This is a genomic window from Lysobacter sp. F6437 (assembly GCF_052547215.1).
Genome location: NZ_JBQWRB010000001.1, coordinates 1,230,737 through 1,255,608, shown reverse-complemented (window position 1 = coordinate 1,255,608; position 24,872 = coordinate 1,230,737). Strand labels below are relative to the sequence as shown.

The 24,872-nt window shown below is 69.2% G+C and carries 19 protein-coding genes and 5 tRNA genes; 21 read left to right on the top strand and 3 right to left on the bottom strand.

All coding sequences use genetic code 11. The features are described 5' to 3' along the window. Positions 1-18: 18 nt before the first annotated feature. Together ACT9F5_RS05935 and ACT9F5_RS05930 are read left to right on the top strand one after the other, a co-directional pair. Complete coding sequence (locus tag ACT9F5_RS05935) at positions 19-5,979, top strand: YadA-like family protein (RefSeq protein WP_445118969.1); 5,961 nt, start codon at positions 19-21, stop codon at positions 5,977-5,979. Positions 5,980-6,121: 142 nt separating this feature from the next. Beyond that, complete coding sequence (locus ACT9F5_RS05930; RefSeq protein ID WP_445119501.1) at positions 6,122-7,954, top strand: S8 family serine peptidase; 1,833 nt, start codon at positions 6,122-6,124, stop codon at positions 7,952-7,954. Between the two features lie 63 nt (positions 7,955-8,017). Here ACT9F5_RS05930 and ACT9F5_RS05925 read toward each other — a convergent pair whose 3' ends face one another. From ACT9F5_RS05925 to hemA, 3 genes are all read right to left on the bottom strand, one after another. Continuing rightward, positions 8,018-9,697, bottom strand: coding sequence for an O-linked N-acetylglucosamine transferase family protein (locus ACT9F5_RS05925; RefSeq protein WP_445118968.1), 1,680 nt, complete (start codon positions 9,695-9,697; stop codon positions 8,018-8,020). A gap of 3 nt (positions 9,698-9,700) precedes the next feature. Next, the gene (gene prfA, locus ACT9F5_RS05920) at positions 9,701-10,786 is read right to left on the bottom strand and encodes a peptide chain release factor 1 (RefSeq protein WP_445118967.1); all 1,086 of its coding nucleotides are present in this window, start codon (positions 10,784-10,786) and stop codon (positions 9,701-9,703) included. Positions 10,787-10,882: 96 nt separating this feature from the next. After that, positions 10,883-12,172 carry a glutamyl-tRNA reductase gene (gene hemA / locus ACT9F5_RS05915; protein WP_445118966.1) on the bottom strand — a complete coding sequence of 430 codons (1,290 nt, stop codon included), beginning with the start codon at positions 12,170-12,172 and terminating at the stop codon, positions 10,883-10,885. Between the two features lie 98 nt (positions 12,173-12,270). Here hemA and ACT9F5_RS05910 point away from each other — a divergent pair, with 98 nt between their 5' ends. The 19 genes from ACT9F5_RS05910 to rplL all read left to right on the top strand — a co-directional run bounded on the left by ACT9F5_RS05910 (position 12,271) and on the right by rplL (position 24,771). Further along, entirely contained in the window at positions 12,271-13,986 is a 1,716-nt protein-coding gene (locus ACT9F5_RS05910) for a tetratricopeptide repeat protein (protein WP_445118965.1), read from the top strand. Then, a complete protein-coding gene (gene lolB, locus ACT9F5_RS05905; RefSeq protein ID WP_445118964.1) occupies positions 13,983-14,630 on the top strand; it encodes a lipoprotein insertase outer membrane protein LolB in 648 nt (215 codons plus the stop codon). The genes ACT9F5_RS05910 and lolB overlap by 4 nt, the downstream gene beginning before the upstream one ends. A gap of 3 nt (positions 14,631-14,633) precedes the next feature. Next, positions 14,634-15,512, top strand: coding sequence for a 4-(cytidine 5'-diphospho)-2-C-methyl-D-erythritol kinase (gene ispE / locus ACT9F5_RS05900; protein WP_445118963.1), 879 nt, complete (start codon positions 14,634-14,636; stop codon positions 15,510-15,512). A gap of 12 nt (positions 15,513-15,524) precedes the next feature. Continuing rightward, positions 15,525-15,601, top strand: a tRNA-Gln gene (locus tag ACT9F5_RS05895). A 60-nt stretch (positions 15,602-15,661) separates the two neighbouring features. Next, positions 15,662-16,621, top strand: coding sequence for a ribose-phosphate diphosphokinase (locus ACT9F5_RS05890; protein ID WP_445118962.1), 960 nt, complete (start codon positions 15,662-15,664; stop codon positions 16,619-16,621). 213 nt (positions 16,622-16,834) lie between these two features. Continuing rightward, positions 16,835-17,518, top strand: a complete 684-nt coding sequence (locus ACT9F5_RS05885; protein ID WP_445118961.1) for a 50S ribosomal protein L25/general stress protein Ctc — start codon at positions 16,835-16,837, stop codon at positions 17,516-17,518. A 60-nt stretch (positions 17,519-17,578) separates the two neighbouring features. Beyond that, a complete protein-coding gene (gene pth, locus ACT9F5_RS05880; RefSeq protein WP_445118960.1) occupies positions 17,579-18,160 on the top strand; it encodes an aminoacyl-tRNA hydrolase in 582 nt (193 codons plus the stop codon). A 55-nt stretch (positions 18,161-18,215) separates the two neighbouring features. Continuing rightward, positions 18,216-19,307 carry a redox-regulated ATPase YchF gene (ychF, locus tag ACT9F5_RS05875; RefSeq protein ID WP_445118959.1) on the top strand — a complete coding sequence of 364 codons (1,092 nt, stop codon included), beginning with the start codon at positions 18,216-18,218 and terminating at the stop codon, positions 19,305-19,307. A 69-nt stretch (positions 19,308-19,376) separates the two neighbouring features. Then, positions 19,377-19,462, top strand: a tRNA-Tyr gene (locus tag ACT9F5_RS05870). 100 nt (positions 19,463-19,562) lie between these two features. Next, positions 19,563-19,636 (top strand) — tRNA-Gly (locus ACT9F5_RS05865). Between the two features lie 35 nt (positions 19,637-19,671). Continuing rightward, a tRNA-Thr gene (locus ACT9F5_RS05860) sits at positions 19,672-19,747 on the top strand. Between the two features lie 33 nt (positions 19,748-19,780). Then, complete coding sequence (gene tuf, locus ACT9F5_RS05855; protein WP_445118948.1) at positions 19,781-20,971, top strand: elongation factor Tu; 1,191 nt, start codon at positions 19,781-19,783, stop codon at positions 20,969-20,971. 84 nt (positions 20,972-21,055) lie between these two features. Beyond that, positions 21,056-21,131, top strand: a tRNA-Trp gene (locus ACT9F5_RS05850). Positions 21,132-21,146: 15 nt separating this feature from the next. Then, entirely contained in the window at positions 21,147-21,524 is a 378-nt protein-coding gene (gene secE / locus ACT9F5_RS05845; protein ID WP_445118958.1) for a preprotein translocase subunit SecE, read from the top strand. Between the two features lie 4 nt (positions 21,525-21,528). Further along, a complete protein-coding gene (gene nusG, locus ACT9F5_RS05840) occupies positions 21,529-22,137 on the top strand; it encodes a transcription termination/antitermination protein NusG (RefSeq protein ID WP_445118957.1) in 609 nt (202 codons plus the stop codon). 202 nt (positions 22,138-22,339) lie between these two features. Then, a complete protein-coding gene (rplK, locus tag ACT9F5_RS05835; protein WP_445118956.1) occupies positions 22,340-22,768 on the top strand; it encodes a 50S ribosomal protein L11 in 429 nt (142 codons plus the stop codon). A gap of 3 nt (positions 22,769-22,771) precedes the next feature. Beyond that, a complete protein-coding gene (gene rplA, locus ACT9F5_RS05830; RefSeq protein ID WP_445118955.1) occupies positions 22,772-23,470 on the top strand; it encodes a 50S ribosomal protein L1 in 699 nt (232 codons plus the stop codon). Between the two features lie 334 nt (positions 23,471-23,804). Continuing rightward, entirely contained in the window at positions 23,805-24,329 is a 525-nt protein-coding gene (gene rplJ, locus ACT9F5_RS05825) for a 50S ribosomal protein L10 (RefSeq protein ID WP_445118954.1), read from the top strand. Positions 24,330-24,396: 67 nt separating this feature from the next. After that, positions 24,397-24,771: a 50S ribosomal protein L7/L12 gene (gene rplL / locus ACT9F5_RS05820; RefSeq protein WP_445118953.1), complete on the top strand. Its 375-nt coding sequence runs from the start codon at positions 24,397-24,399 to the stop codon at positions 24,769-24,771. Positions 24,772-24,872 lie beyond the last annotated feature (101 nt).

Here is a 24,872-nt window from a genome sequence, read left to right as displayed (position 1 = left end):
CCGGGAGATCCACGCCTCATGAAACGCACGCCGTTGCACGTCGCCATCCTGTTGCTGCTCGCCGCCCCCCAGGCGGGCTGGGCCCAGTCACAAACCCCCACGCCGGCGGCAGACACGCCGGACGCCGGTACGGCGGAAGGGTGCCGGGTCGTCGAGGCGGGCGAGCCGGATGCATCGGGTCGCTACCGCGCGCTCGTGGAGTGCGGTGGCGGCGTGCCCATGGCGGCTGCGCGGGTGGCAGGCCACGGTGGTCGCCATGCCAGCGTCCAGGACGCGAAGCACTACTTCGCCGCCGACGGTGCCGCCGATGGCAGCGACGACGCCCAGGCCAGCGGCGAGAACGCGGTCGCCAGCGGCGCCGGCAGCAGTGCCAGCGGTTACCGCTCGGTGGCCAGCGGCCACCAGGCCACGGCGAGCAACCAGTGGACCATCGCGGTCGGCAGCGAGTCCGACGCCAGTGCACTGGGCGATGTCGCGATCGGGGCCAAGGCGGTCGCCGCGGGCGGCTCCAGCGTCGCCATCGGCGGCGCCTTCAATACCTTCGCCGGCTGGGAGAACACCTCCGCCACCGGCGGCCATGCGGTCGCGGTCGGCGCCGGCGCCACCGCCGATGGCGACTTCGGCACCGCGGTCGGCAGCGTCGCCCGCGCGCTGGGCCCGAACGCCAGCGCGCTCGGCAATCTTTCCCTCGCCGACGGCCGCGACAGCACCGCATTGGGCACGGCGTCCCGCGCCAGTGCGGACTACAGCACCGCCGTCGGTATCGGCAGCGAGGCCGCGGGCGGCAACAGTGCCGCGCTGGGCGCACGCAGTTATGCGGCCGCGGACAACAGCGCGGCACTCGGACCGGACAGCTCCGCGCTCGCGGACTACACGACCGCGGTCGGCAGCAACAGCCAGGCCAGCGGCCATGCCGGCACGGCGGTCGGCGCCGGTGCCAATGCCGAACGCGCCAACAGCACTGCGCTCGGCGGCGCCTACTTCGTCGGTGCGGACGACGACGGCAGCGGCTGGACCGGCGAGCTCGTGCAGACCCGTGCGCAGGGCGAGGCCGCCACCGCGGTCGGTGCCGGCGTGCTGGCGACCGGCGAGCACGCCACCGCCACCGGTGCACTCAGCGAGGCGAACGGGCTGGACAGCACCGCCAACGGCTACCGCAGCGTCGCCGGTGGCGAGGACAGCACCGCGCTCGGCGCCGATGCCATTGCCGATGCGGACTACAGCACCGCGTTGGGCGCGAGCAGCGCCGCTTTCGGCGTTGGCGCCTCGGCGTTCGGCAGTGGCGCCTTCGCGGTGGGCGAAACCGCCACCGCGGGCGGCTTCAACAGCACCGCCAGCGGCGACTGGAGCGCGGCCTACGGCGTCGGCAGCGAAGCCAGTGGGCAGAGCAGCACTGCCATCGGCGGGCAGATGACGGTCATCAATGGCCAGACCTGGGAGGAGGAAACCTGGTCGACGATCGCGTCCGGCCAGGAGAGCACCGCGCTGGGCGTGGCTGCACGCGCCACCAACTACGGTTCCGTCGCCGTCGGCGCGGTGTCGGAAGCCAGCGGCGAAAGCACCGTTGCGATCGGCCCGGCCAGCACCGCCCGCGGCGACTGGAGCGTGGCGGTCGGCCAGCAGACGCGCAGCTACGGCGTCTTCAGCACCGCGCTGGGTTCGTGGGCGGAGGCGCATGGCGACCGCAGCGTCGCGGTCGGCGGCATTGCCTATGGCGAGGAGAACACCGCGGTCGGACAGATGTCGGGTACCGCCGGAGTGGAAAGCAGCGCCTTCGGCCGGCAGGCCCGCGCGCGGCTGGACCGCACCACCGCGCTGGGCGCGGAGACCGACGTGGTTGCCGAAAACAGCGTCGCGCTCGGTGCGTATTCGTACGCCGACCGTGCCGACACCGTCTCGGTCGGAAGCGCGGTGGCCAGTCCGCTCAACGGGCAGCAGCCGTTCCAGCGCCAGATCGCCAACGTGGCTGCCGGCACGGAGCAGTTCGACGCGGTCAATGTCGCGCAGCTGCGGGAACTCGGTGCGGACGTCGCCGACGCGACCTACTATTTCGATGCCAACGGCAACGACGACGGCAGCGACGACGCGCTGGCCGAAGGCGAATACGCCACCGCGTCGGGCTCGGCCAGCAACGCGCTGGGTGTCGGCGCCACCGCGTACGGCAGCGGCGCGACCGTGGTGGCTGACAACGCCACGGCGGTGGGTGTCGACTCGTTGGCGTCGTCGGCTTCCGGCACGGCAGTCGGCGGCCGGCTGGACTACAGCTACGCGGATCCGGAAACCAACCAGCAGGTAGTGCTGGAAGGCAGTACGGTTGCCAACGGTGGAGCTGCGAGTGCATTTGGCGCGGGCGCCCAGGCGAGTGGCGAACTCGGCACGGCGCTCGGTACGGCCTCGATGGCGTCGGGCATGTGGTCGACCGCGACCGGCTCGCGTGCCAATGCCGCCGGCGCCAGCAGCGTCGCGCTCGGTGAATCGGCCCAGGCCACCGGCGCGCAGAGCACCGCGGTCGGTGGCAGCCGGCCGGCCGGGAGGGTGCTGGGCCATATGCCGACCACAGCATCGGCCGATCGTGCCTCCGCGTTCGGGTCGGGCGCCAGCGCGACCGAAATCCAGTCGACCGCATTGGGATGGAACGCCTCGTCGAGCGGGATCAGTGCGACCGCCGTCGGCGAATCGGCATCCGCGTTCGCGCGCTGGTCGACGGCGGTGGGCGGCTCGGCATTTGCGAACGGCGACAGTGCGACGGCATTGGGCTTCTATGCGTTTGCCCTTGGCGATAACAGCGTGGCGCTCGGAACCGGTTCGAAGGCCGAGCGCGCCGACAGTGTCTCGGTCGGCGCCGGCACGAACATCGACGGCTTTGCCGAAACGCGCCAGATCACCCATGTGACGGCCGGCACCGAGGCGACCGACGCGGTCAACCTTGCCCAGCTCGAGGAAGTCGCCGAGGGCGTCGGGGATGCCAGTCATTACTTCCAAGCCAACGGCAATGGCGACGGCAGCGATGACGCGCTGGCCGACGGCGAGTACGCCACTGCGGCGGGTTCGGGAAGCAATGCACTCGCCGCTGGCGCCTCGGCGTTCGGTAGCGGCGCGGTCGCGGGTGACGAGTACGCCACCGCCAGCGGCTACGGCAGCACTGCGTCCGGCGACAGCAGCTCGGCCTATGGCGTCGGCAGCGACGCCAGCGGCGCGGGCAGTACCGCGGTGGGCGGGCAGATGATCGTCACCGACGGCTCCACCGGCGAGAAGCAGGTCTGGAACACCATCGCGTCCGGCAAGGAGAGCACCGCGCTTGGCGTGGCCGCGCAGGCCACCGAGTACGCCGCGACAGCGGTCGGCAAGACCTCCCAGGCCAGTGGCCGCATGTCGGTCGCACTCGGCAGTTCGAGCACGGCACAGGGCAACAAGAGCATTGCGATCGGTTCGCAGGCGCGGGCGCGCGACGCGTTGGCGGTGGCGCTCGGCGCGAGCGCCGAGGCGCAGGCCGCGCGCAGCACCGCGATCGGCTCCAACAGCGAGGCCAGTGCCGTCAACAGCACTGCGATCGGCCAGTTCGCGGGGGCTGCCGGCGTCGACAGCACCGCGCTGGGGCGCTGGAGCAAGGCCCGGGTCGACCGCGCCACCGCGTTGGGCACGATGGCCGACGTGCGCGCGGAAAACGCGGTCGCGATCGGCGCCTATTCGCTGGCCGATCGCGCCGACACGGTATCGGTCGGCAAGGTCGGCGAGGAGCGCCAGGTCACCAACGTCGCCGCCGGCACCGAGGCGACCGACGCGGTGAACCTCAGCCAGCTCGAAGACGTCGCCGACAGCGTGGGCGAAGCAAGCCACTACTTCGCGGCCAACGGCAACGGCGATGGCAGCGACGACGCCATGGCCGATGGCGAGTACGCCACCGCGGCTGGTTCGGGCAGCAATGCGTTGGGTGTCGGGACTTCTGCGTTCGGCAGCGGCTCCTTCGCCACCGCGGGGTACGCCACCGCGGTCGGCTACGGCGCCACCGCCAGCGGGGAACACAGCTCCGCGTTCGGCGACGGCGCGCAGGCTACCGGCGTCGCCAGCACCGCGCTGGGCGGCGGCTACGAGATGTTCAACATGGAGACCGGCGAATTCGAGGTGTGGAACCCGCTGGCGTCGGGCAACCAGAGCACCGCGGTCGGCGCCGGCTCGCAGGCCACCGGCGATGGCAGCACGGTGCTTGGCGGCGTGGCGATCGCCCGCGGGTCGTCATCCACCTCGATCGGCATCGCCAGCAGCGCGCTGGCGGACTTCACCACCGCGGTCGGTTCCGATGCGACGGCACGGGGCGAGTTCGCGACCGCGATGGGTCGCCACGCCCATGCCTACGGGTCGCACACGGTGGCGATCGGCAGCGCCAGCTTCGCGGTGGGCACCGGTTCCACCGCGGTCGGCCAGTTCGCCGAGTCGCGCGGCCACCTGAGTACCGTCCTGGGCATGCGCAGCTACGCGCTGGGTAAGTACGGTGTGGCGTTGGGTTCGGACGCCATCGCCGCCGGCGACGAAGCCACCGCCACCGGCACCCGCAGCAATGCCAGCGGCATCCAGTCGACGGCCAACGGCATCGACAGCTCAGCCTCCGGCTTCGATGCCACCGCGGTGGGCGCCAACAGCGTTGCCAGCGGGCGTGCGGGCACCGCGCTGGGCGCGTCGAGCAGTGCCGAGGGCGACTTCGCCACGGCGGTGGGCGAGTCCAGCCGCGCCACTGGCGACAGCAGCACGGCACTGGGCGCCGGCAGCAACGCACTGGGCGCCGACAGCATCGCCATGGGCAGCCAGTCGCGTGCCAGCGCGGACGGCAGCCTCGCGTTCGGCTGGCGCAGCAGCGCCATCGGGCAGGACAGCGTGGCGCTGGGCAGTGGCTCCATTGCCCATCGCGACAACACGGTGTCGGTCGGCAGCGCCGGCGCAGAGCGACAGATCACCAACGTCGCCGCGGGCACCGAGGACACCGATGCGGTCAACCTGGCGCAGTTGCGCGAAATCGGACTGGTCGATGCGGACGGCTCGGTCGCCGACGCCGTGACCTACGAGGATGACGAAAAGACCCGCCTGCGCCTGGCGGGTGCCAACGGCACCACCCTGGGCAACCTCGCCGCGGGCGCGCTCAATGCGACAAGCAGCGAGGCGGTCACCGGCGCGCAGTTGTTCAACACCAACCAGGCTTTGGTCAATGCCCTCGGGGGTGGCGCCATGCTCAGCGCCAACGGCGGCATCATCGCGCCGACCTACCACGTGATGGAGTCGGCGTTCGGCACGGTCGGCGATGCCCTGACCGCACTCGACGAAGGACTGGCCGCGCTCGACCAGCGGGTCGATGGGCTCGAAGGCGGTGAGGGTGGCTCGGCGTCCACCGCCGTCGCGTCCGCCAGGACCGCTGACAAGTCGCCATCCGCCCCTGCCGCGACCGTTGAGGGGAAGGGTGACGCCAATGCGGCCGCTGGCGAAACCGTCGCTGCTGCCAGCGAGGAAGACGGACAACACAAGAGCGGCGGAACCATCACCGCGGCCAACGCCGAGGCCCCCCGTCGCGTGACCGCCGAAACGACCGCTGCTGCCGACGAGCCCAAAGACGCGCAGCCGACGGCCACCGCCAGCGCTCAGACCCTCAGCCAGGCCAAGGCCTACACCGACACGAAGATCACCCAGGCGGTGGCGGTGCCGATGGCGGCCATCGACGACCTGCGTACCGAGGTTGGCGAGCGCTTCATCGAGCAGGACGAGCGCATCGACCGGATGGGCGCGATGAACGCCGCGATGCTCAACATGGCGACCAGTGCCGCGGGTATCCGCACGCCCAACCGGGTCGGTGTCGGCGTCGGGTTCTCCGGCGGCGAGCAGGCCCTCTCGGTCGGCTTCCAGCGTGCCTTCAGCGACCGCGCAACGATGACCGTCGGCGGCGCCTTCAGTGACGACGAGAGTTCGGTCGGCGTCGGTCTCGGCTTCGGCTGGTAACCCGCTTCATCTGTTCACCCCCGATGGCCACGGACGGCCGTCTTTCCAGAAATCCCGTGGCATGCCGCCGGACGGCATGCGTCTACTCCAGGAGAATGCAATGTCGATCCACGTCCCCCGTGTCCATGCGCGCCCCCGCTCCATGTTCCGCAACCACCTGCCCGGCGTCCTCGCCGCGGCGATCATGCTGGGGTTGTCGGCGCCGCTTGCGATGGCGGGCAGCGCCGCGCCACTGCCCGTTGCCGCCGCCACTCCGGCGTCGGCGACAAATCCGCAGGGCCATGACCGCTTCATCGTTCGCTATCGCGACGGCAGTCCGCAACGCCAGGACAAGCAGCACCTGGTGCAGTCATTGCAGCAGGTGGTTGCCCGGTCCGGCCTCGCCGGCGGCGCGGGCTTGTCGGTCCGCCACGTGCGCAGCCTCGCGCTGGGTGGCGACGTGGTGGAGGTCTCTCGACCGCTCGATCGCGTGAGCGCCGCGGCGCTGATGCGCAGCATCGCCGCCGATCCCGCGGTCACCCATGTCGAGCCGGACATCCGCCTGTCGCACACTGGCCTGCGGGCGCGGATCAGTCCGGCGATGGTGCCCGACGACGAACTCTACGCCGACTACCAGTGGCACCTGCACAGCGCCACCGGCGGCATCCGCGCACCGGCGGCGTGGGACGAGACGGGCGGCGAGGGCGTGGTGGTCGCGGTGCTCGATACCGGCATCACCGACCACGAAGACCTCGACGGCAACGTGCTGGAAGGCTACGACTTCATCACCGACACGTTCCTGTCGCGCCGCGAGACCGACGAGCGGGTCGCCGGTGCCCACGACTACGGCGACTGGAACGACGACCCGACCCAGTGCCCGGTCTCACCCAGCTCCTTCCATGGCACTCATGTCGCCGGCACCGTTGCCGAGACCACCGGCAACGGCATCGGCATGGCCGGCGTCGCGCATGACGCCAGGGTACTGCCGGTGCGCGTGCTGGGCCGCTGCGGCGGATACCTCTCGGACATCGCCGATGCGGTGGTCTGGGCCTCCGGCGGCAGCGTCGCCGACGTGCCCGACAACGCCAACCCGGCCGAGGTGATCAACATGAGCCTGAGCGGCGCCGCGGCCTGCGAGGCGGAGTCGACGATGCAGCTCGCGATCGACGCCGCCATCGCCAACGGCACCACCGTGGTGGTCGCGGCCGGCAACGACAACGCCGACGCCGGCGGCTTCACCCCCGCCAGTTGCGCGAACGTGGTCACGGTCGGCGCAACGCGGATCGGTGGCGGCCGGGCCGGGTACTCCAACTACGGCAGCCGGGTGGACCTGTCCGGTCCCGGTGGTGGCGGCAGCGCCGATGGCAACCCCGGCGGCTATGTCTGGCAGAGCATCAACGACAGCGCGACCGCGCCGGAACTGGGCACGCCGACCTACGGGGGCATGGCCGGAACCTCCATGGCGGCGCCGCATGTGGCAGGCGTGGTCGCATTGGTGCAGAGCGTGGCCGAGACACCGCTGGCTCCGGATGAGATGCGCGCCTTGCTGAAGGACACCGCGCGGCCGTTCCCGGTCGAGATCCCCGCCGGGACGCCGGTCGGCAGCGGCATCCTCGACGCGCAGGCCGCGGTCGCGGCGGTCGCCGCGCCGTGCGAGGGCGACGAGTGCGAGCCGGTGCCGGAGGCGACGCCGATCACCAACCGTGTCCCGGTGACTGGGCTGGCCGGCGCCGTCGACGAGGCGCAACTGTTCTCGATCGAGGTCCCGGCGGGTGCTTCCGGCCTGAGCTTCATCAGCTATGGCGGCAGCGGCGACGTTTCGTTGCTGGTGAGCTTCGACGCCGAACCGACCACCGACGCTGCGGATTTCCGCTCGACCCGGCCCGGCAACAACGAAACCATCCGCATCGCCACGCCGCAGGCCGGCACGTACTACGTGAAGGTGGTCGGGGTGAAGGCGTTCGCGGGCGTCACGTTGCAGGCGCGGCACAACTGAGGCCGTACCTGACGGCCGGTCCCGCGGGGCCGGCCGTCGTTGTAGTTGCGGTCGCGCCGTGCGCTAGCGCTTTGCCATACCGCGCACCGCCGCGACAAAGTCGCGGGCGAAGCCGTCCATGTCGAACAGCCCGCTTTCGCTGCGGCGCTGCGCGAGTTCCGCACGCACTGCGGCCAGCATTTGCGGGTCGCGACCAAGCTCGATCGCTTGGGCGACGAAAGCCTCGTCGGTGTCGACGTTCATGGCGTGCATGCCGAGATGATGGTTGAGGCTGCCGGCGACGCGCGCCGCGAACGTGCCGCCCGGCCGGGTCAGCACCGGACACCCAGCCCAGAGTGCGTCGGACGCGGTGGTATGTGCGTTGTAAGGATCGGTGTCCAGGAACAGGTCGGCGTGCTGCAGCCGCGCGAGGTAGTCGGCATGCGGTTGCTTGCGCATGAACACCAGGCGTGACGGATCGATGCCCTGTGCCTGCGCGGCGGCACGCAGGCGGTCGTCGGCCCGGCCGGGGCCGGAGAGCAACCACAACACGCTGCCGGGCACGCCCTGCAATACCGCAAGCAGGCGCGACACGCTGCGCGGGTTGAGCTTGTAGCTGTTGTTGAAGCAGCAGAACACCACGCCTTCGGCCGGCAGGTCGCAATCGGCGCGCGACGGCGGTGCTGCCAGCTCGCGCGACGTGTCCGATGGCTGGAAGCAGCGCGGCAGGCGTACGACGTGCTCGCTGAAATGTGGCGCAAGCGTGTCGGGCAGGACGAAGCCATCGGCGAGCACGTGGTCGATCCACGGCGCACCCGAGGTGCCGGGGTAGGCCAGCCAGTTGACCTGCATCGGCGCGGATCGCATCGCCAGCACCTCGGGCACGCCACCGCCACCCCAGCCGCGCAGGTCGAACAGCACGTCGATGCCGACATCGCGGATGGCGTGGGCAACCCGCGCGTGGTTGCGGTCGGCGACGTCGTGCAGCGTGGTGGCGGCGTGCAGGCGCTGGCGGATCGGGCTGCCATCGTCGCGGTTGAGCGCGAACAGGTGGACGTCGAGCTCGGCGTGGCCGGCCAGTGATTCGAACAGCGCGACCGTCAGCAACCCGGTCGGATGCGCGCCGAATCCGTTGGAGAGGAAGCCGGTGCGGATCGTGCCGGCACCGCGTGGCGACGGTGGCGGCAACGGACGCACGTGGCGCGCGATGTGCGTCGCGCGCAGTCGCGCGCACTGCAGTTGTTCGGCGGCAGTGGCGTCTTCGCTGAGGAACGCGAACGGCTCGACCGCGGCGTGGCCCCGGCGCACGGCGTCGCGTACCTGTGCCGAAAGCGCGCCGAGATCGCGCCAGTCGCACAGTTTGCGGCGCCAGGCCAGCAGGTAGGCCGCCAGTTGCGGTTCGTCCGGCGCCAACGCATGGGCACGGGCGTATGCGTCGGACGCGGCCTCGGCCTCGCCGTTGTCCTCCAGCGCATGGCCGAGCCAGACCGCGATGCCGGGATGGTTTGGCGCGACGCTGGCCGCCGCACGCAGGCTGGCGACGGCGTCGTCGCGGCGGCCCCGCATCCAGTGCGCGCGGCCGAGGCGGGCTAGGGCTTCGGGGTGGCCGGGACGCAGGGCCAGGGCGCGACGGCATGCCGCCTCGCCCGCGACAGCATCGCCGGCCTCCAGTTCGGCGTCGGCCAGGATGATCCAGGCCATCGCATCGTGCGGCGCGCGTTGTGTCGCCAGGCGGGCCTGATGGCGCGGATCGACCTGCTGCATTGCTCAGGCGCCCTGCGTCAACCGCGCCAGCTCGTCGGCCTGGTGTTCCTGTTGCAGGCGCGCGATCAAGGCGTCGAGGTCGCCGGTCAGCACGTTGGGCAGGTCGTACAGGGTCAGGCCTTCGACCCGGTGGTCGGTGATCCGGCCCTGCGGGTAGTTGTAGGTGCGGATGCGCTGGCTACGGTCGCCGCTGCCGACCTGCAGCTTGCGGTCTTCGGCGATCGCGGCGGCGGCCTTTGCGGCCTGCGCTTCGGCGAGGTTGGCGGCGAGGCGCTTCATCGCCTTGTCGCGGTTGGCGTGCTGGCTGCGCTCGGTCTGGCTCTCGACCACGAAGCCGGTCGGGATGTGGGTGATGCGGATCGCCGAATCGGTCTTGTTGACGTGCTGGCCGCCGGCGCCGGAGGAGCGGAAGGTGTCGACCCGCAGGTCGGAGGCATTGATCTCGATCGGCTCGCCCTCGGGTTCGACCGCGATGATCGCGACCGTCGCGGCCGAGGTGTGGATGCGGCCCTGCGATTCTGTCTCCGGCACGCGCTGCACGCGGTGGGTGCCCGACTCGAACTTCAGTCGCGAATACGCGCCGCGGCCTTCGATACGCGCGACCACTTCCTTGAAGCCGCCGTGCTCGCCCTGGTTGGCCGATTCGACCTCGACCCGCCAGCCTTGGCGCTCGGCGTAACGCGAATACATCCGGAACAGGTCGCCGGCGAAGATCGCGGCCTCGTCGCCGCCGGTGCCGGCGCGGACCTCGAGGTAGATGTCGCCGTCGTCACGCGGGTCCTTCGGGATCATCTGCGCGAGCAGTTCGGCGTCGAGCTGTTCAAGCCGCGCGGTCGCGGCGGCGATTTCCTCCTCGGCCAGCTCGCCCAGTTCCGGATCGTTGCGCATCGCTTGCGCGGCGGCGAGGTCGGCCTTGGCAGCGGCTTCGTCGGCCAGCGCGGTGGCGATCGGTTCGAGCTGGGCGAACTCGCGCGAGAGCGTGCGGAAGCGCTTGGCGTCGCCGATCACGCCGGGGTCGGCGAGCAGGCGCTCGAGTTCCTCGCGACGTTCGGCGAGGGCTTCGAGCTTGCGGCGCAGGGTAGGGGTCATCGGGTGTCGTCGGCTCGGGGGCGGGCGGGGGCGAAGCAGGCTTCGCGGCAGCCCGCACCCATGGCGCGCGCTGCGGCAAGGATAAGCGGGGCGACGCTAACGGGCGTCGAGGTCTTCGGCGGCGCTGGTGCCGTCGTCACGACCGACCGACGGGAACAGCTTCTCGGTGGCGCGCGCCAGTTCGTTGGTGCCGGCCAGCGCTTCCTCGCGCAGGGCCACGGTCGGCGCGTGCAGCAAACGGTTGGTCAGCGTGTGGGCGAGGAAGTCGAGCACCTCGTCCGGCGCCTCGCCGGCGGCGAGCTGCGCCCGTGCCTTGGCCAGTACTTCGGCACGCGCGACCTCGCCATGCGCGCGCAGGCGCTTGAGCGACCCGGTGCGGCCGCGTGCGGCGAACGATTCCATGAATCGCGCGACCTGCAGTTCGACGATCGCCTCGGCCTCGGTCGCGGCCTCGCGGCGGCTGCGGCGGTTGTCCTCGATCGCGCGTTCGAGGTCATCGACCGTGTACAGGAACACGTCGTCGAGTTCGGCGACGTCGGCGGCGATGTCGCGCGGCACCGCCAGGTCGAGCAGCAGCATCGGCCGGTGCCTGCGGGTTGCCAGCGCGGCTGCGACCTGGGCGCGGTGCAGCACCGGTTCGCGGCTGGCGGTCGCCGACAGCACGATGTCGGCCTCGCCGAGGTGGCGGTCGAGTTCGCCCAGCGGCAGCGCGACGCCGCCGTGGCGGCTGGCCAGCTCCTGCGCGTGCGACAGCGTGCGGTTGGCGATGAGCAGGCGCTTGGCCCTGGCCTGAACCAGGTGGCGCGCGGCCAGTTCGACGGTCTCGCCGGCGCCGATCAGCAGCACGGTCGAATCTTCCAGCCGGGCGAACGACTCCTGCGCCAGCCGCACCGCGGCGGACGCGACCGAGACCGGGTTGGCGCCGATACGGGTGTCGGTGCGGGCGCGCTTGGCCGTGGTGAAGGTGTGCTGGAACAGGCGGTCGAGCTGGCTGCCCAGGCAGCCGGACGCGCGTGCGGTGGCCCAGGCGTCCTTCACCTGGCCGAGGATCTGCGGCTCGCCGAGCACCAGCGAGTCCAGTCCGGTGGCGACCCGGAACAGGTGGCGCACCGCGTCTGCGTCGCGATGGCGGTAGAGGTAGGCGTGCAGGTCGCCAACTTCGCCCGGGTGGGTGGCGAGCCAGTCGGCCACCGCGCTGCCATCGTCGTCGCTGACCGCGTAGACCTCGGTGCGGTTGCAGGTCGACAGCAGCGCCGCCTCGCGCACCTGCGGCAACTCGCGCAACGCCGCCAGTGCCACCGGCACCGCGTCGACCGAAAACGCCACCCGCTCGCGCAGGCTGACCGGCGCGGTCTGGTGGTTGATGCCGAGGACAAACAGGGACATGGCGAAGCTGGGCTACCCGTTCAGGTGCTTGCGATAAGCTGCTGGCTGCTGAAGGTCGCCATTCTACCGGCCCGGCGAAATCGAGGGATTTGCACCCGATGCCCCACGCTTTGCATCCGTTCACGGGATTGCGCCTGTCCACGGTCGGCGCCGCGCTTGCCGCCCTACTGGCACTCACGGGCCCGGTGGCCCGGGCCGCCCAGGCGCAGGCCGCGCCGGCACCGTCCGACGACCCGGTGGTCGAGGCACTCGAGCCGCTGCTGGCGGCCGAGTTCGCCGTCCAGTCCGGCCGTCTCGACGATGCCGCGCGCTGGTACCTGGAGGCCGCCCGCGCCGCAAACGACGTCGAACTGGCCGAGCGCGCCACCCGGATCGCCCTGCTCGCCGGTGACAACGCCCGTGCCGGGCAGGCACTCGCGTTATGGCGCCAACAGGGCGGCGAGGGCACCAACCTGCACGCCGCCGAAGCCACCCTGGCGTTGCGCGGCAACAAGGAGCGCAGCGCCCGCAAGCACCTGGTCGAGTTGCTGCGGTCGCCCGGCGACGACGGCTGGCGGCAGGCCCTGGGCGTCATTGCCGGGGGCGCCCGCGATCCCGCGCAGGCCGCGGACGTGCTGGAGCGGCTGGTCGAGGACGGTCGCATCCCCGACAACCTGCAGGCCTGGCTCGCGTTCGGCGGCCTGGCCCAGCGACTCGGGGAATCCGGGCTGGCCGAGTCCATCGTCACCGAGGTGGTCCGGCGGTTCCCCGGCGAACCGCGGGTGGCCCTGCTGCGCGCCAGCCAGTTGCGCGAGGCCGACAAGGACGACGAGGCCCGCAAGGTCCTCGAGTCGCTCGCCGATCAGGCGAGCGGCAACGCGGAACTGCGGCTGGCGATGGCCTACGAATACGACGCGCTGGGTGACCTGGGCGCGGCCTCGGCGATCCTCGCGCGCGGCCCGCAGGACGACCAGACCTACGCCTTGCGTGCCTCGTTGCTGGCTCGCGCCGAGGACAAGGGCGCGCTGACCGGCCTGTACGAAGAGTTGCGCCGGACCGCCGCCAAGCCCGACCCGTCGCGGCGCCTGCTGCTCGGCCAGATGGCCGAGTTCCTCGATCGCTTCGACGAGGCGCTGGGCTGGTACCAGGGCGTTCCCGGCGGCCCGCAGCGCTGGCCGGCGCGGTTGCGCAGCGCCAACGTGCTGCACGAACTCGAACGCGCCGACGAGGGCTACGCCCTGCTGCACGACATCCAGGCGGACGCGGCCGCGCCCGACGATGCCCGGCGCGACGCCTACCTGCTGGAAGCCTCGTTGCTGGAGGAGGACGGGACGCCCGAGGCCGAGATGGACGCGTTCGCCCGCGGCCTGGCGGCATTCCCCGACGATCTCGAAATCCTCTACGCGCGCGCCCTGAGCTGGGAGCGCCGTGACGACATCGCCCGCGCCGAGGCCGACCTGCGGCGGATCCTGGTGATCGAACCCGAGTCGGTCGCCGCGCTCAACGCGCTCGGCTACACGCTGGCCGACCGCACCGACCGTTACCAGGAAGCGCTGGAACTGATAAACCGCGCCCGCGCGGCCGAACCCGACAATGCCGCGATCATCGACAGCTATGGCTGGGTGCTGTATCGCCTGGGCCGCAATGAAGAGGCGCTGGGCGAACTGCGTCGCGCCTTCGCCCTGCAGAAGGACGCCGAGATCGGCGCCCACCTCGGCGAAGTGCTGTGGGTACTCGGCAAGCGCGAGGAAGCCCGCGAGTACTTCCGGCAGGCGCGCGAACTCGATCCCGAAAACCGCGCCCTGCAGCGCGCACTGGAAAAGACCGGCGCATGACCTTGTCCAACTTCCGTGGTTCGACCTTCGCCATCGCCGCGCTGGCCTTGCTGCTTGGCGCCTGCACGCCTGCACCCGTCCGCCCCGACCTGACCGCGGCCCAGATCGCGGTTGCCGAAGCCGCCCAGGTGCAACGCGAACAGGATCTGCGCATGCGACGGGACTGGTCGCTGGTCGGCCGGATCGCGGTGTCCAACCGCGGCAAGGGCGGCAGCGGCCGGATCGAATGGAGCCAGCATGGCGCGCAGTACGAGGTCGCCCTGAGTGCGCCGGTGACCCGGCAGGGCTGGCGTCTTTCGGGGGACGCCGGCCACGCCTTGCTGGAAGGGCTCGAAGGCGGCCCGCGCACCGGTCCGGATGCGCGCCTGCTGTTGCTCGAGGCGACCGGCTGGGACATCCCGGTGCAGGCGCTGGCCGAATGGATCCGAGGCGCCCGCGCCCGGTCACTGGGCCCGGCGCGGATCCAGTACGACGCCAACGGCCTGCCATGGTCGATCGAGCAGGGCGGCTGGCTGATCGAATACCAGTGGCCGCAGCCCGACCCGGCGACGCCCGCCGGGACCACGCCATTGCCCGCGCGCCTCGACGCCACGCGTGGCGAAGCCTCGGTGAAATTGCTGGTCGACGAGTGGGGCGGGGCGTAGGCCATGCTCGACGAACCCGGCTGGAGCGAGTGGCCCGCGCCGGCCAAGCTCAACCTGTTCCTGTGCATCCCCGGCCGCCGTGCGGACGGCTACCACCTGCTGCAGACCGTGTTCCGGCTGCTCGACTGGGGCGACACGGTCCGGTTGCGGCCGCGTCCGGACGGCCGGATCGTCCGGCACGGCGAGTCGGTGGCGGGGGTCGCCGAAGCCGACGACCTGATGGTCCGCGCCGCTAAACTCCTGCAAAATTCAGCGAAAACATCGTATGGCGCGGACATCAGCGTCGAAAAGCGCATTCCGGCAGGGGGTGGTTTCGGTGGTGGGTCTTCCGACGCGGCCACGGTGCTGGTCGCGCTCGACAGGCTCTGGGGCACAGGGCTCGGGCCGGACAGGCTAGCGGAACTGGGGTTGCAGCTAGGGGCCGACGTACCGGTGTTCGTCCGCGGCGACAACGCCTGGGCCGAAGGCGTTGGCGAGGTATTGAGCCCGGTCCAGCTTCCGCCCGCGTGGTACCTGCTGGTGGACCCGGGCATTCAGGTGCCGACCGCCGAGCTGTATCGCGCCCCTGAATTGACGCGCGATGCGCCGCCCGCGACAATATCCGACTTCGTTTCGGGCGTACCGCTCGGGAACGCGTTCGAGCCGGTCTTGCGCGGGCGCGAACCGGCCATCGAGGCCGTGTTTGCAGCCTTGTCGCGTGTCGGCACGCCGCGCCTGACCGGGTCCGGTAGCGGCTGCTTCGTCGAATTCGCCACCCGCGAAGCCGCCGAGGCGGCGTTGGTGGTGCTGCCAAGGGGCCTTCGGGCCTGGGTCGCGGCGGGGGCGGCACGATCGCCGTTGCGCGTCGCGCTCGAAGGCTGGAGTCGCCAAGTAGAAGTTTGAACAAGTTACCGCAGGGGCGTCGCCAAGAGGCCCAAGGCACCAGGTTTTGATCCTGGCATTCGTAGGTTCGAATCCTACCGCCCCTGCCAGACATGCAAGGAACTGCCGGACCCCGGCACCGTAAGGTCAGAGCGAAGCGGAGTACACACGTGCAAAACGATCCAGGCCTGCTCGTCTTCAGCGGCAACGCCAACCGCCCGCTCGCGCAGGCGGTGTGCAAGGAACTCGGCATCCGGTTGGGCAAGGCCCAGATCGGGCGGTTCTCCGATGGCGAGGTCCAGGTCGAGATCGAAGAGAACGTGCGCCGCCAGGAAGCGTTCGTGATCCAGCCGACCTGCGCGCCCAGCGCCGAGAACCTGGTCGAGCTGCTGGTGCTGGTGGACGCGCTCAAGCGCGCCTCGGTCAGTTCCGTGACCGCGGTGGTGCCGTACTTCGGCTACGCCCGCCAGGATCGCCGCCCGCGCTCCTCGCGCGTGCCGATCACGGCCAAGGTTGCGGCCAAGATGTTCAGCGCGGTCGGCGCCGACCGGGTGCTGACGGTCGACCTGCACGCCGACCAGATCCAGGGCTTCTTCGACATGCCGGTCGACAACGTCTATGCCTCGCCGCTGCTGCTGGCCGACATCTGGCGCGCGCACGGTACCGACAACATGGTGGTGGTCAGCCCCGACGTCGGCGGCGTGGTCCGCGCCCGCGCGATCGCCAAGCGGCTCGACGATGCCGACCTGGCAATCATCGACAAGCGCCGTCCGAAGGCCAACGTCGCCACCGTGATGAACATCATCGGTGACGTGTCCGGCAAGACCTGCGTGCTGGTCGACGACATCGTCGACACCGCCGGTACCTTGTGCGCCGCCGCCGCCGCGTTGAAGGCGCAGGGTGCGACCAAGGTCGTCGCCTACTGCACCCACCCGGTGCTGTCGGGCGCGGCGATCAGCAACATCAGCGGGTCGGAGCTCGACGAACTGGTGGTCACCGATACCATCCCGCTGACCGAGGCCGCGCGCGAGTGCGGGAGGATTCGCCAGCTCAGCGTCGCCGAGCTGCTGGCCGAGACCATCCGCCGGATCGCCTTTGGCGAGTCGGTCAGCTCGTTGTACGTGGACTAGTTGTATTGCGGGATCGGGCTCCTGCCCGACCCGCAAGCATCGGCCCGCGGCAAAGCCGCAAGCCGATGCCGCGACAGGCTTGCGCCCGTCGCGTTGGCACATCCTTGTGCCAAAGACCGGCTTCGGCCGGAGTTGTGACCCTCCTGGTCGCGGGTGGGTCTTTCAGTCGCCGCGAGGCGATCCATTGTTCCAATGTAAAAGTGAGTAATCGAAATGTCTGATCACACCATCAAGGCCACTGGCCGCAGTGTCGAGGGGAAGGGTGCGAGCCGCCGCCTGCGCCACGCTGCCAGCATCCCGGCCATCGTCTACGGCGGCAAGGCCGCGCCGCAGCCGATCCAGCTCGACCACGAGCAGGTCTGGCTGGCCAACAAGCACGAGTGGTTCTACTCGTCGATCCTGAACCTGGACATCGACGGCAAGGTCGAGCCGGTGCTGCTGCGTGACATGCAGCGCCATCCGTACAAGCAGCTGATCATGCACCTGGACTTCCAGCGCGTCGACGCCAAGCAGGCGATCAAGGTCGCGGTGCCGCTGCACTTCCTCAACGTCGAGCAGTCGCCGGCCGGCAAGGCCTCCGACGTCGTGGTCACCCACGAGCTCAACGAGGTCAACATCAGCTGCCTGCCGAAGGACCTGCCGGAGTTCATCGAGATCGACCTCGCCGGGCTGACCCTCGGCCAGACCGTCCACCTGTCGGAGCTGACGTTGCCGAAGGGCGTGGAGATCCCGGAGCTGAAGCTGGGCAAGGAACACGACGTAGCCGTGGTCGTGGCACGCCAGGGCCGGGTCGAGGTCGAGGAGACTGCCGAAGCCGAGGGCGCCACCGAAGCCGAGGCTGCCGCGGCCGCGCCGGCCGAAGTGCCGGCGGCCAAGGTCGAGAAGGACGAGGAATAAGCCAGCGTCCGGCCGGCATGCTCCCCGCGGACATGCCGGCTTGCTGGTTGTTCCCCTTCGATGGCTGGACTGCGCCTCATCGTCGGGCTGGGCAATCCCGGTCCCGAACACATCCGGACCCGGCACAACGCCGGGTTCTGGTTTGTGGACGCCGTGGCGGAGAAGTTCGGCGGCCGTTTCAATGTGGATTCCAAGCTGTTCGGTGCGACCTGCAAGGTCGAGATCGCCGGCCAGCCGGTCTGGCTGCTGAAGCCGGCCACTTTCATGAACCTGTCCGGCAAGTCGGTCACCGCGGCCCTGCGCTACTGGAAGATCGAGCCCGGGCAGGCGCTGCTGGCGCACGATGAGCTCGACCTGCCCCCGGGTACCGCACGACTCAAGTTCGACGGTGGCCACGGCGGCCAGAACGGCCTGCGTGACACCATGCGCCTGCTCGGGCATGGCGGTTTCCACCGCCTGCGGGTCGGCATCGGCCATCCCGGTCACAAGGACCGCGTCACCCCATGGGTGCTCGGGAGGCCCGGTGGCGACGACGAAACGTTGATCCTGCGCGCCATCGACGACGCGATCGACGTGATGCCGCTGGCGGTCGAGGGCGATTTCAACGAGGCGATGAAGCGCCTGCATACGCCGCGCACCTGAGCGGCCAGGCACGCATCCCGTGCACCACCCAATCAATCAAAGCGAGTAAAGCGTCATGGGCATCAAATGCGGCATCGTCGGCCTGCCCAATGTCGGCAAGTCGACCCTCTTCAATGCCCTGACCAAGGCCGGCATCGCCGCGGCCAATTTCCCGTTCTGCACCATCGAGCCCAACGTCGGCGTGGTGCCGGTGCCGGACCCGCGGTTGAACGCGCTGGCGGAAATCGTCAAGCCGCAGAAGGTGCTGCCGACCGCGGTCGAGTTCGTCGACATCGCCGGGCTGGTCGCCGGTGCCGCCAGCGGCGAGGGGCTGGGCAACAAGTTCCTCGCCCACATCCGCGAGGTCGACGCGATCACCCACGTGGTGCGCTGCTTCGAGAACGATGACGTGATCCACGTCAACAACCGGATCGACCCGATCGCCGACATCGAAACGATCGACACGGAGCTGGCGCTGGCCGACCTGGATTCGGTCGAGAAAGCCTTGCTGCGCGCCGAGCGCAGCGCCAAGACCGGCGACAAGGACGCCAGGGCCCGGGTCGAGGTGCTGGCGCGCGTGCGCGAAGGCCTCGACGCCGGCAAGCCGGCGCGCGCGCTGGATCTTTCCGACGACGACCGCCTGGCCGTGCGTGACCTGTTCCTGCTGACCCTGAAGCCGGTGATGTACGTCGCCAACGTGCTGGAGGACGGCTTCGATGACAATCCGCACCTTGACGCGGTGCGTGCCCGCGCCGTCACCGAGGGTGCCGAGGTGGTGCCGGTCTCGGCCGCGATCGAGGAAGAGCTGAGCCAGCTCGAAGACGAGGACCGCGACGCCTTCCTGGCCGACCTCGGCCTCGACGAGCCCGGCCTGAACCGCGTCATCCGCGCCGCCTACAAGCTGCTGGGCTTGCAGACCTATTTCACAGCGGGGGTCAAGGAGGTGCGCGCCTGGACCGTCAAGGGCGGCTCGACCGCGCCACAAGCCGCCGCGGTGATCCATACCGACTTCGAGAAGGGCTTCATCCGCGCCGAGACGATCGGGTACGACGACTTCATCAAGTACCGGGGCGAAGCCGGTGCCCGCGACGCCGGGCGGATGCGGCTGGAAGGCAAGGAGTACCGTGTGCAGGAAGGCGACGTCCTGCACTTCCGCTTCAACGTGTAGGTCGAAGGAAAAAACCCCGTATCCGGCATTGACTTCCCGGCAAACGCGCTCCAGAATTGCGGGCTCTTTGGAGGGATACCCAAGCGGCCAACGGGGGCAGACTGTAAATCTGCTGGCTTACGCCTTCGGTGGTTCGAATCCACCTCCCTCCACCAGCTTCCAGTCGACATGCGGCACGTCGGCCCGGCAGGTGGAGATGCACCACCCGGATGCCTTACCAGCAGCCGGTGCAGCACCCAAGCAGGTTTGTCCGGCGCGGGAGTAGTTCAATGGTAGAACCTCAGCCTTCCAAGCTGATGGTGCGGGTTCGATCCCCGTCTCCCGCTCCATTGATGCCGCGACGTAGTACCTGCTGGAACAACTTGCTCACGTAGCTCAGTCGGTAGAGCACCTCCTTGGTAAGGAGGAGGTCGAAGGTTCGATTCCTTTCGTGAGCACCACATTTCACCATCGCACACCATTGAGAAGCAGCCATGGCCAAGGGTAAGTTCGAGCGCACCAAGCCGCACGTGAACGTCGGCACGATCGGTCACGTCGACCACGGCAAGACCACGCTGACCGCAGCGCTGACCAAGGTGGGCGCGGAACGTTTCGGTGGCGAGTTCAAGGATTACTCGGCGATCGACGCGGCGCCGGAAGAGAAGGCGCGCGGGATCACGATCTCGACCGCGCACGTCGAGTACGAATCCGACAAGCGCCACTACGCGCACGTCGACTGCCCGGGCCACGCCGATTATGTGAAGAACATGATCACCGGTGCGGCGCAGATGGACGGTGCGATCCTGGTGTGCTCGGCCGCGGACGGCCCGATGCCGCAGACCCGCGAGCACATCCTGCTGTCGCGCCAGGTCGGCGTGCCGTACATCGTGGTCTACCTGAACAAGGCGGACATGGTCGACGACGCCGAGCTGCTCGAGCTGGTCGAGATGGAAGTGCGCGAGCTGCTGACCAAGTACGAGTTCCCGGGCGACGACACCCCGATCATCCACGGCTCGGCCCGCCTGGCGCTGGAAGGCGACCAGAGCGAGATCGGCGTGCCGTCGATCCTGAAGCTGGTGGACGCGCTGGACACCTTCATCCCGGAGCCGGAGCGTGACGTCGACAAGGCGTTCCTGATGCCGGTCGAGGACGTGTTCTCGATCTCGGGCCGTGGCACCGTGGTGACCGGCCGCATCGAGCGCGGCATCATCAAGGTCGGCGACGAAATCGAGATCGTCGGCATCCGCGACACCCAGAAGACGACCGTCACCGGCGTCGAGATGTTCCGCAAGCTGCTCGACCAGGGCCAGGCGGGCGACAACGCCGGCCTGCTGCTGCGCGGCACCAAGCGTGACGACGTCGAGCGTGGCCAGGTGCTGTGCAAGCCGGGCAGCATCAAGCCGCACACCGACTTCGAGGGTGAGGTCTACGTGCTGAGCAAGGACGAGGGCGGCCGCCACACGCCGTTCTTCAAGGGCTACCGCCCGCAGTTCTACTTCCGCACCACCGACATCACCGGCTCGTGCCAGTTGCCGGAAGGCGTGGAGATGGTGATGCCGGGCGACAACGTGAAGATGGTCGTCTCGCTGATCAACCCGGTGGCGATGGACGAGGGCCTGCGCTTCGCGATCCGCGAGGGCGGCCGCACCGTCGGCGCCGGCGTCGTCTCCAAGATCATCAAGTAAGCGTGTTGCTCCGGCATTGCCGGGCAACGATGAAAACGGTGGTGGCGGCGTAGGCCGCCGTCGCCTTTTTCGGAACCAGTCAATACGCCAGTAGCTCAATTGGCAGAGCAGCGGTCTCCAAAACCGCAGGTTGGGGGTTCAAGTCCCTCCTGGCGTGCCAAATGCGGAAGATCGATTGAACAGCAAGGTCGAACAACCCAGGTCCACCAACGCGGGTGACATCGCCAAGTACGCACTGGCCGTGTTGCTGGTCGCCGGCGGCGTGTTCGCCTACATCTGGTTCGAGCAATGGCCGGGCGCGTTGCGCGCGCTGGCCGTGGTGGCCGGCCTGGTGGCGGGTACCGCGATGTTCCTGTCCAGCCAGAAGGGCGCACAGACCCTCGAGTTCCTGTCGGAGTCGCGCTTCGAGCTGCGCAAGGTGGTCTGGCCGACGCGCCAGGAAGCCATGCGCACCACGTGGGTGGTCGCGCTGGCGGTGGTGGTCCTGAGCCTGCTGCTGGCGGGTTTCGACGTGGTCATCCAGGCCGGCGTCAAGTGGCTGCTGGGACGTTAAGGAGATGACACAGGTGCAAACCCCGGACAACAGCCCCGTGGAAAACGCGGCCGACAATCGCCGCTGGTACGTGGTCCACGCCTATTCCGGCTTCGAGAAGTCCGTGGCGCAGGCGTTGCGCGACCGCATCGTGCGGGCGGAGATGCAGGACCGCTTCGGCGAGGTGCTGGTCCCGACCGAGGAAGTGGTGGAGATGCGCTCCGGCCAGAAACGCCGTTCCGAGCGCAAGTTCTTCCCCGGTTACGTGCTGGTCCAGATCGCCACCCACGACGAGTCCGGCATCCCGCGGATCGACAGCGAGTGCTGGCACCTGATCAAGGAAACCCCGAAGGTGATGGGCTTCATTGGGGGCACCGCCGACCGGCCGCTGCCGATCGCCGACCACGAGGCCGATGCGATCCTGAACCGGGTCCAGGAGGGCGTCGCCAAGCCGAAGCCCAAGGTGCTGTTCGAGCCGGGCGAGATGGTCCGCGTCATCGATGGCCCGTTCAACGATTTCAACGGCGTGGTCGAGGAAATCAACTACGAGAAGAGCCGCCTGCGCGTGGCGGTTCTGATCTTCGGTCGTTCGACCCCGGTCGAGCTCGCCTTCGGTCAGGTCGAGAAAGCCTGACATCTGAACGGCCCGGGCGCCTGGCGAACAGCGCCCTGAAAACCTGTATACTGCCCGGCTGCGCATGGCCGTGCCGTCCGCAAAACCCCGCAGCTGCCGCAAGGCGGCTGCCGGCGTCTCAATCGACGTGATGTCGGGACACGTGATTTTCCCGGCGCGATGGGGAGCCTTGAACAGGCGCTAGCACCCGGAGAGCAAGCTAATGGCAAAGAAAGTAGTCGGCTACATCAAGCTGCAGGTCAAGGCCGGTCAGGCCAATCCGTCGCCGCCGGTGGGCCCCGCCCTCGGCCAGCGCGGCCTGAACATCATGGAGTTCTGCAAGGCGTTCAACGCGGCCACCTCGAAGCTCGAGCCGGGCCTGCCGACGCCGGTGATCATCACCGCGTACTCCGACCGTACCTTCACCTTCATCACCAAGAGCACCCCGGCCACCGTGCTGCTCAAGAAGGCCGCCGGCGTCACCTCTGGCTCCAAGCGCCCGAACACCGAGAAGGTGGGCAAGGTCACCCGTGCCCAGCTCGAGGAGATCGCCAAGGCCAAGGAAGCGGACCTGACCGCGGCCGAGCTGGAAGCGGCGGTGCGCACGATTGCGGGTTCCGCCCGCAGCATGGGTTTGACGGTGGAGGGCTAAGAGATGGCAATGACCAAGCGCGAAAAAGCAATCAAGGCCGCCGTCGTCCCGGGCAAGGCTTACGGCTTCGACGAAGCCATCAAGATCATCAAGACCGCGACCAAGGCCAAGTTCGTCGAGTCCGTCGACGTCGCCGTGCGTCTCGGCGTGGACGCCAAGAAGTCCGACCAGCAGGTGCGCGGTTCGACCGTGCTGCCCGCCGGTACCGGCAAGTCGGTCCGCGTGGCGGTGTTCGCCCCGGCCGGCGCCAAGGCTGACGAAGCGCTGGCTGCTGGCGCCGAGGCCGTCGGCATGGACGACTTGGCCGAGAAGATGCAGGCCGGCGACCTGAACTACGACGTCGTCATCGCGACCCCGGATGCGATGCGCGTGGTCGGCAAGCTCGGCCAGGTGCTCGGCCCGCGTGGCCTGATGCCGAACCCGAAGGTCGGCACCGTGTCGCCGAACCCGGCCGAGGCGGTCAAGGCCGCCAAGGGTGGCCAGGTCCGCTACCGCACCGACAAGGCCGGCATCATCCACTGCACCATCGGCAAGGCCGATTTCGACGACGGTTCGCTCAAGGGCAACCTCGAGGCGCTGCTGGTGGACCTGATCAAGGCCAAGCCGGCGACCGCCAAGGGCCAGTACCTGCAGAAGGTCGCGATCAGCTCGACCATGGGCCCGGGCGTGACCGTCGACCAGTCGACCCTGGTGTTGAAGTAAGCAAGAAATTTTGAGGGCATCGCAAAGGCTTCGGCCCGAGCGATAGCCGTCAAAGACCGCAGGCGCGGTCAGCGCGTGGTGACGACGGGCATGGAGGCTCGCATTGGCAGGGAATCGCCGTCGCCGCAAGCGGGATCGCTTAATCCAGCTTCTTCCTTGAAGCCGGGCCTGCGCAGATGGTTGCCGACCCTCCAAGCGTGTTTTGGAACGTGTTTGGGAAAGAGGCCACCACCCGAATGCCGCGAGGCGTTCCCGGCATCGAGCCAGACGATGCCGACCGAGGACCGCTTCCGTGCGTGTTGCACGGGGCGGAGTTGAAGTACGGAGGAGTGCAATGGCTCTTAATCTGACCCAGAAGCAGGAAGTCGTTGCCGAACTGGCCGAGGTCGCCGGCAAGGCGCACTCGCTGGTCGCCGCGGAGTACGTGGGTCTCACCGTCAGTCAGCTGACTGACATGCGCAAGAAGGCCCGCGAGTCGGGCGTGTTCCTGAAAGTAGCCAAGAACACGCTGGTCTCGCGTGCAGTGGAAAACACCGATTACGCCATCGTCGCCGATGAGCTGACCGGTCCGCTGCTGTACGCCTTCTCGCAGGAAGACCCCGGTGCCGCCGGACGTCTGATCAAGGAGTTCGCCAAGTCGAACGACAAGTTGAAGCCGCGCCTCGTGTCACTGGGCGGGCAGCTTTACCCGGGCTCCCATGTGGAAGTCCTGGCATCGTTGCCGACCCGCGACCAGGCGTTGTCGATGCTGCTCAGCGTCATGGTCCAGCCGGCCACCCAGCTGGTCCGCTTGCTCAGCGAGCCGGCTTCGCAGGTCACCCGCGTCATCAACGCGGCAGGCCAGGCGAAGGCCGCCTAAGCCAACAGTTCGGTTTCGATTCCCGAAACTACAGTCGTTTCCAATCTAGATAATTGAGGTAAATACAATGTCCCTGTCCAACGAGCAGATCATCGAAGCGATCGCCGGCAAGTCCCTCATGGAGGTGATGGAGCTGGTGAAGGCGATGGAAGAGAAGTTCGGCGTGTCCGCCGCTGCCCCGGTTGCCGCTGCCGGCCCCGCCGCTGCCGCTGCCGCCCCGGCCGAAGAGCAGACCGAGTTCACCGTCGTCCTGAAGGCGACCGGCGAGAAGAAGGTCGAGGTCATCAAGGTCGTCCGTGCGATCACCGGCCTGGGCCTGAAGGAAGCCAAGGACCTGGTCGAAGGCGCGCCGAAGGACGTGAAGGAAGGCGTCTCCAAGGCCGATGCCGAGAAGATCAAGAAGGATCTCGAGGCCGCCGGCGCGACCGCCGAGCTGAAGTAAGCCGTACTTGCGTCGCCAGGCATCATCGGCGACCACCTGAGGCTGGGGGCGAAAGCCCCCGGCCTTTGGCCGTTGTTGCAACAGTCCAAAGACACAGTCAT

Coding starts and splice junctions, on each gene's coding strand:
- ACT9F5_RS05935 (WP_445118969.1), top strand. CDS start 19: ATGAAACGCACGCCGTTGCACGTCGCCATCCTGTTGCTGCTCGCCGCC.
- ACT9F5_RS05930 (WP_445119501.1), top strand. CDS start 6,122: ATGTTCCGCAACCACCTGCCCGGCGTCCTCGCCGCGGCGATCATGCTG.
- ACT9F5_RS05925 (WP_445118968.1), bottom strand. CDS start 9,697: ATGCAGCAGGTCGATCCGCGCCATCAGGCCCGCCTGGCGACACAACGC.
- prfA (WP_445118967.1), bottom strand. CDS start 10,786: ATGACCCCTACCCTGCGCCGCAAGCTCGAAGCCCTCGCCGAACGTCGC.
- hemA (WP_445118966.1), bottom strand. CDS start 12,172: ATGTCCCTGTTTGTCCTCGGCATCAACCACCAGACCGCGCCGGTCAGC.
- ACT9F5_RS05910 (WP_445118965.1), top strand. CDS start 12,271: ATGCCCCACGCTTTGCATCCGTTCACGGGATTGCGCCTGTCCACGGTC.
- lolB (WP_445118964.1), top strand. CDS start 13,983: ATGACCTTGTCCAACTTCCGTGGTTCGACCTTCGCCATCGCCGCGCTG.
- ispE (WP_445118963.1), top strand. CDS start 14,634: ATGCTCGACGAACCCGGCTGGAGCGAGTGGCCCGCGCCGGCCAAGCTC.
- ACT9F5_RS05885 (WP_445118961.1), top strand. CDS start 16,835: ATGTCTGATCACACCATCAAGGCCACTGGCCGCAGTGTCGAGGGGAAG.
- pth (WP_445118960.1), top strand. CDS start 17,579: ATGGCTGGACTGCGCCTCATCGTCGGGCTGGGCAATCCCGGTCCCGAA.
- ychF (WP_445118959.1), top strand. CDS start 18,216: ATGGGCATCAAATGCGGCATCGTCGGCCTGCCCAATGTCGGCAAGTCG.
- tuf (WP_445118948.1), top strand. CDS start 19,781: ATGGCCAAGGGTAAGTTCGAGCGCACCAAGCCGCACGTGAACGTCGGC.
- nusG (WP_445118957.1), top strand. CDS start 21,529: ATGACACAGGTGCAAACCCCGGACAACAGCCCCGTGGAAAACGCGGCC.
- rplK (WP_445118956.1), top strand. CDS start 22,340: ATGGCAAAGAAAGTAGTCGGCTACATCAAGCTGCAGGTCAAGGCCGGT.
- rplA (WP_445118955.1), top strand. CDS start 22,772: ATGGCAATGACCAAGCGCGAAAAAGCAATCAAGGCCGCCGTCGTCCCG.
- rplJ (WP_445118954.1), top strand. CDS start 23,805: ATGGCTCTTAATCTGACCCAGAAGCAGGAAGTCGTTGCCGAACTGGCC.
- rplL (WP_445118953.1), top strand. CDS start 24,397: ATGTCCCTGTCCAACGAGCAGATCATCGAAGCGATCGCCGGCAAGTCC.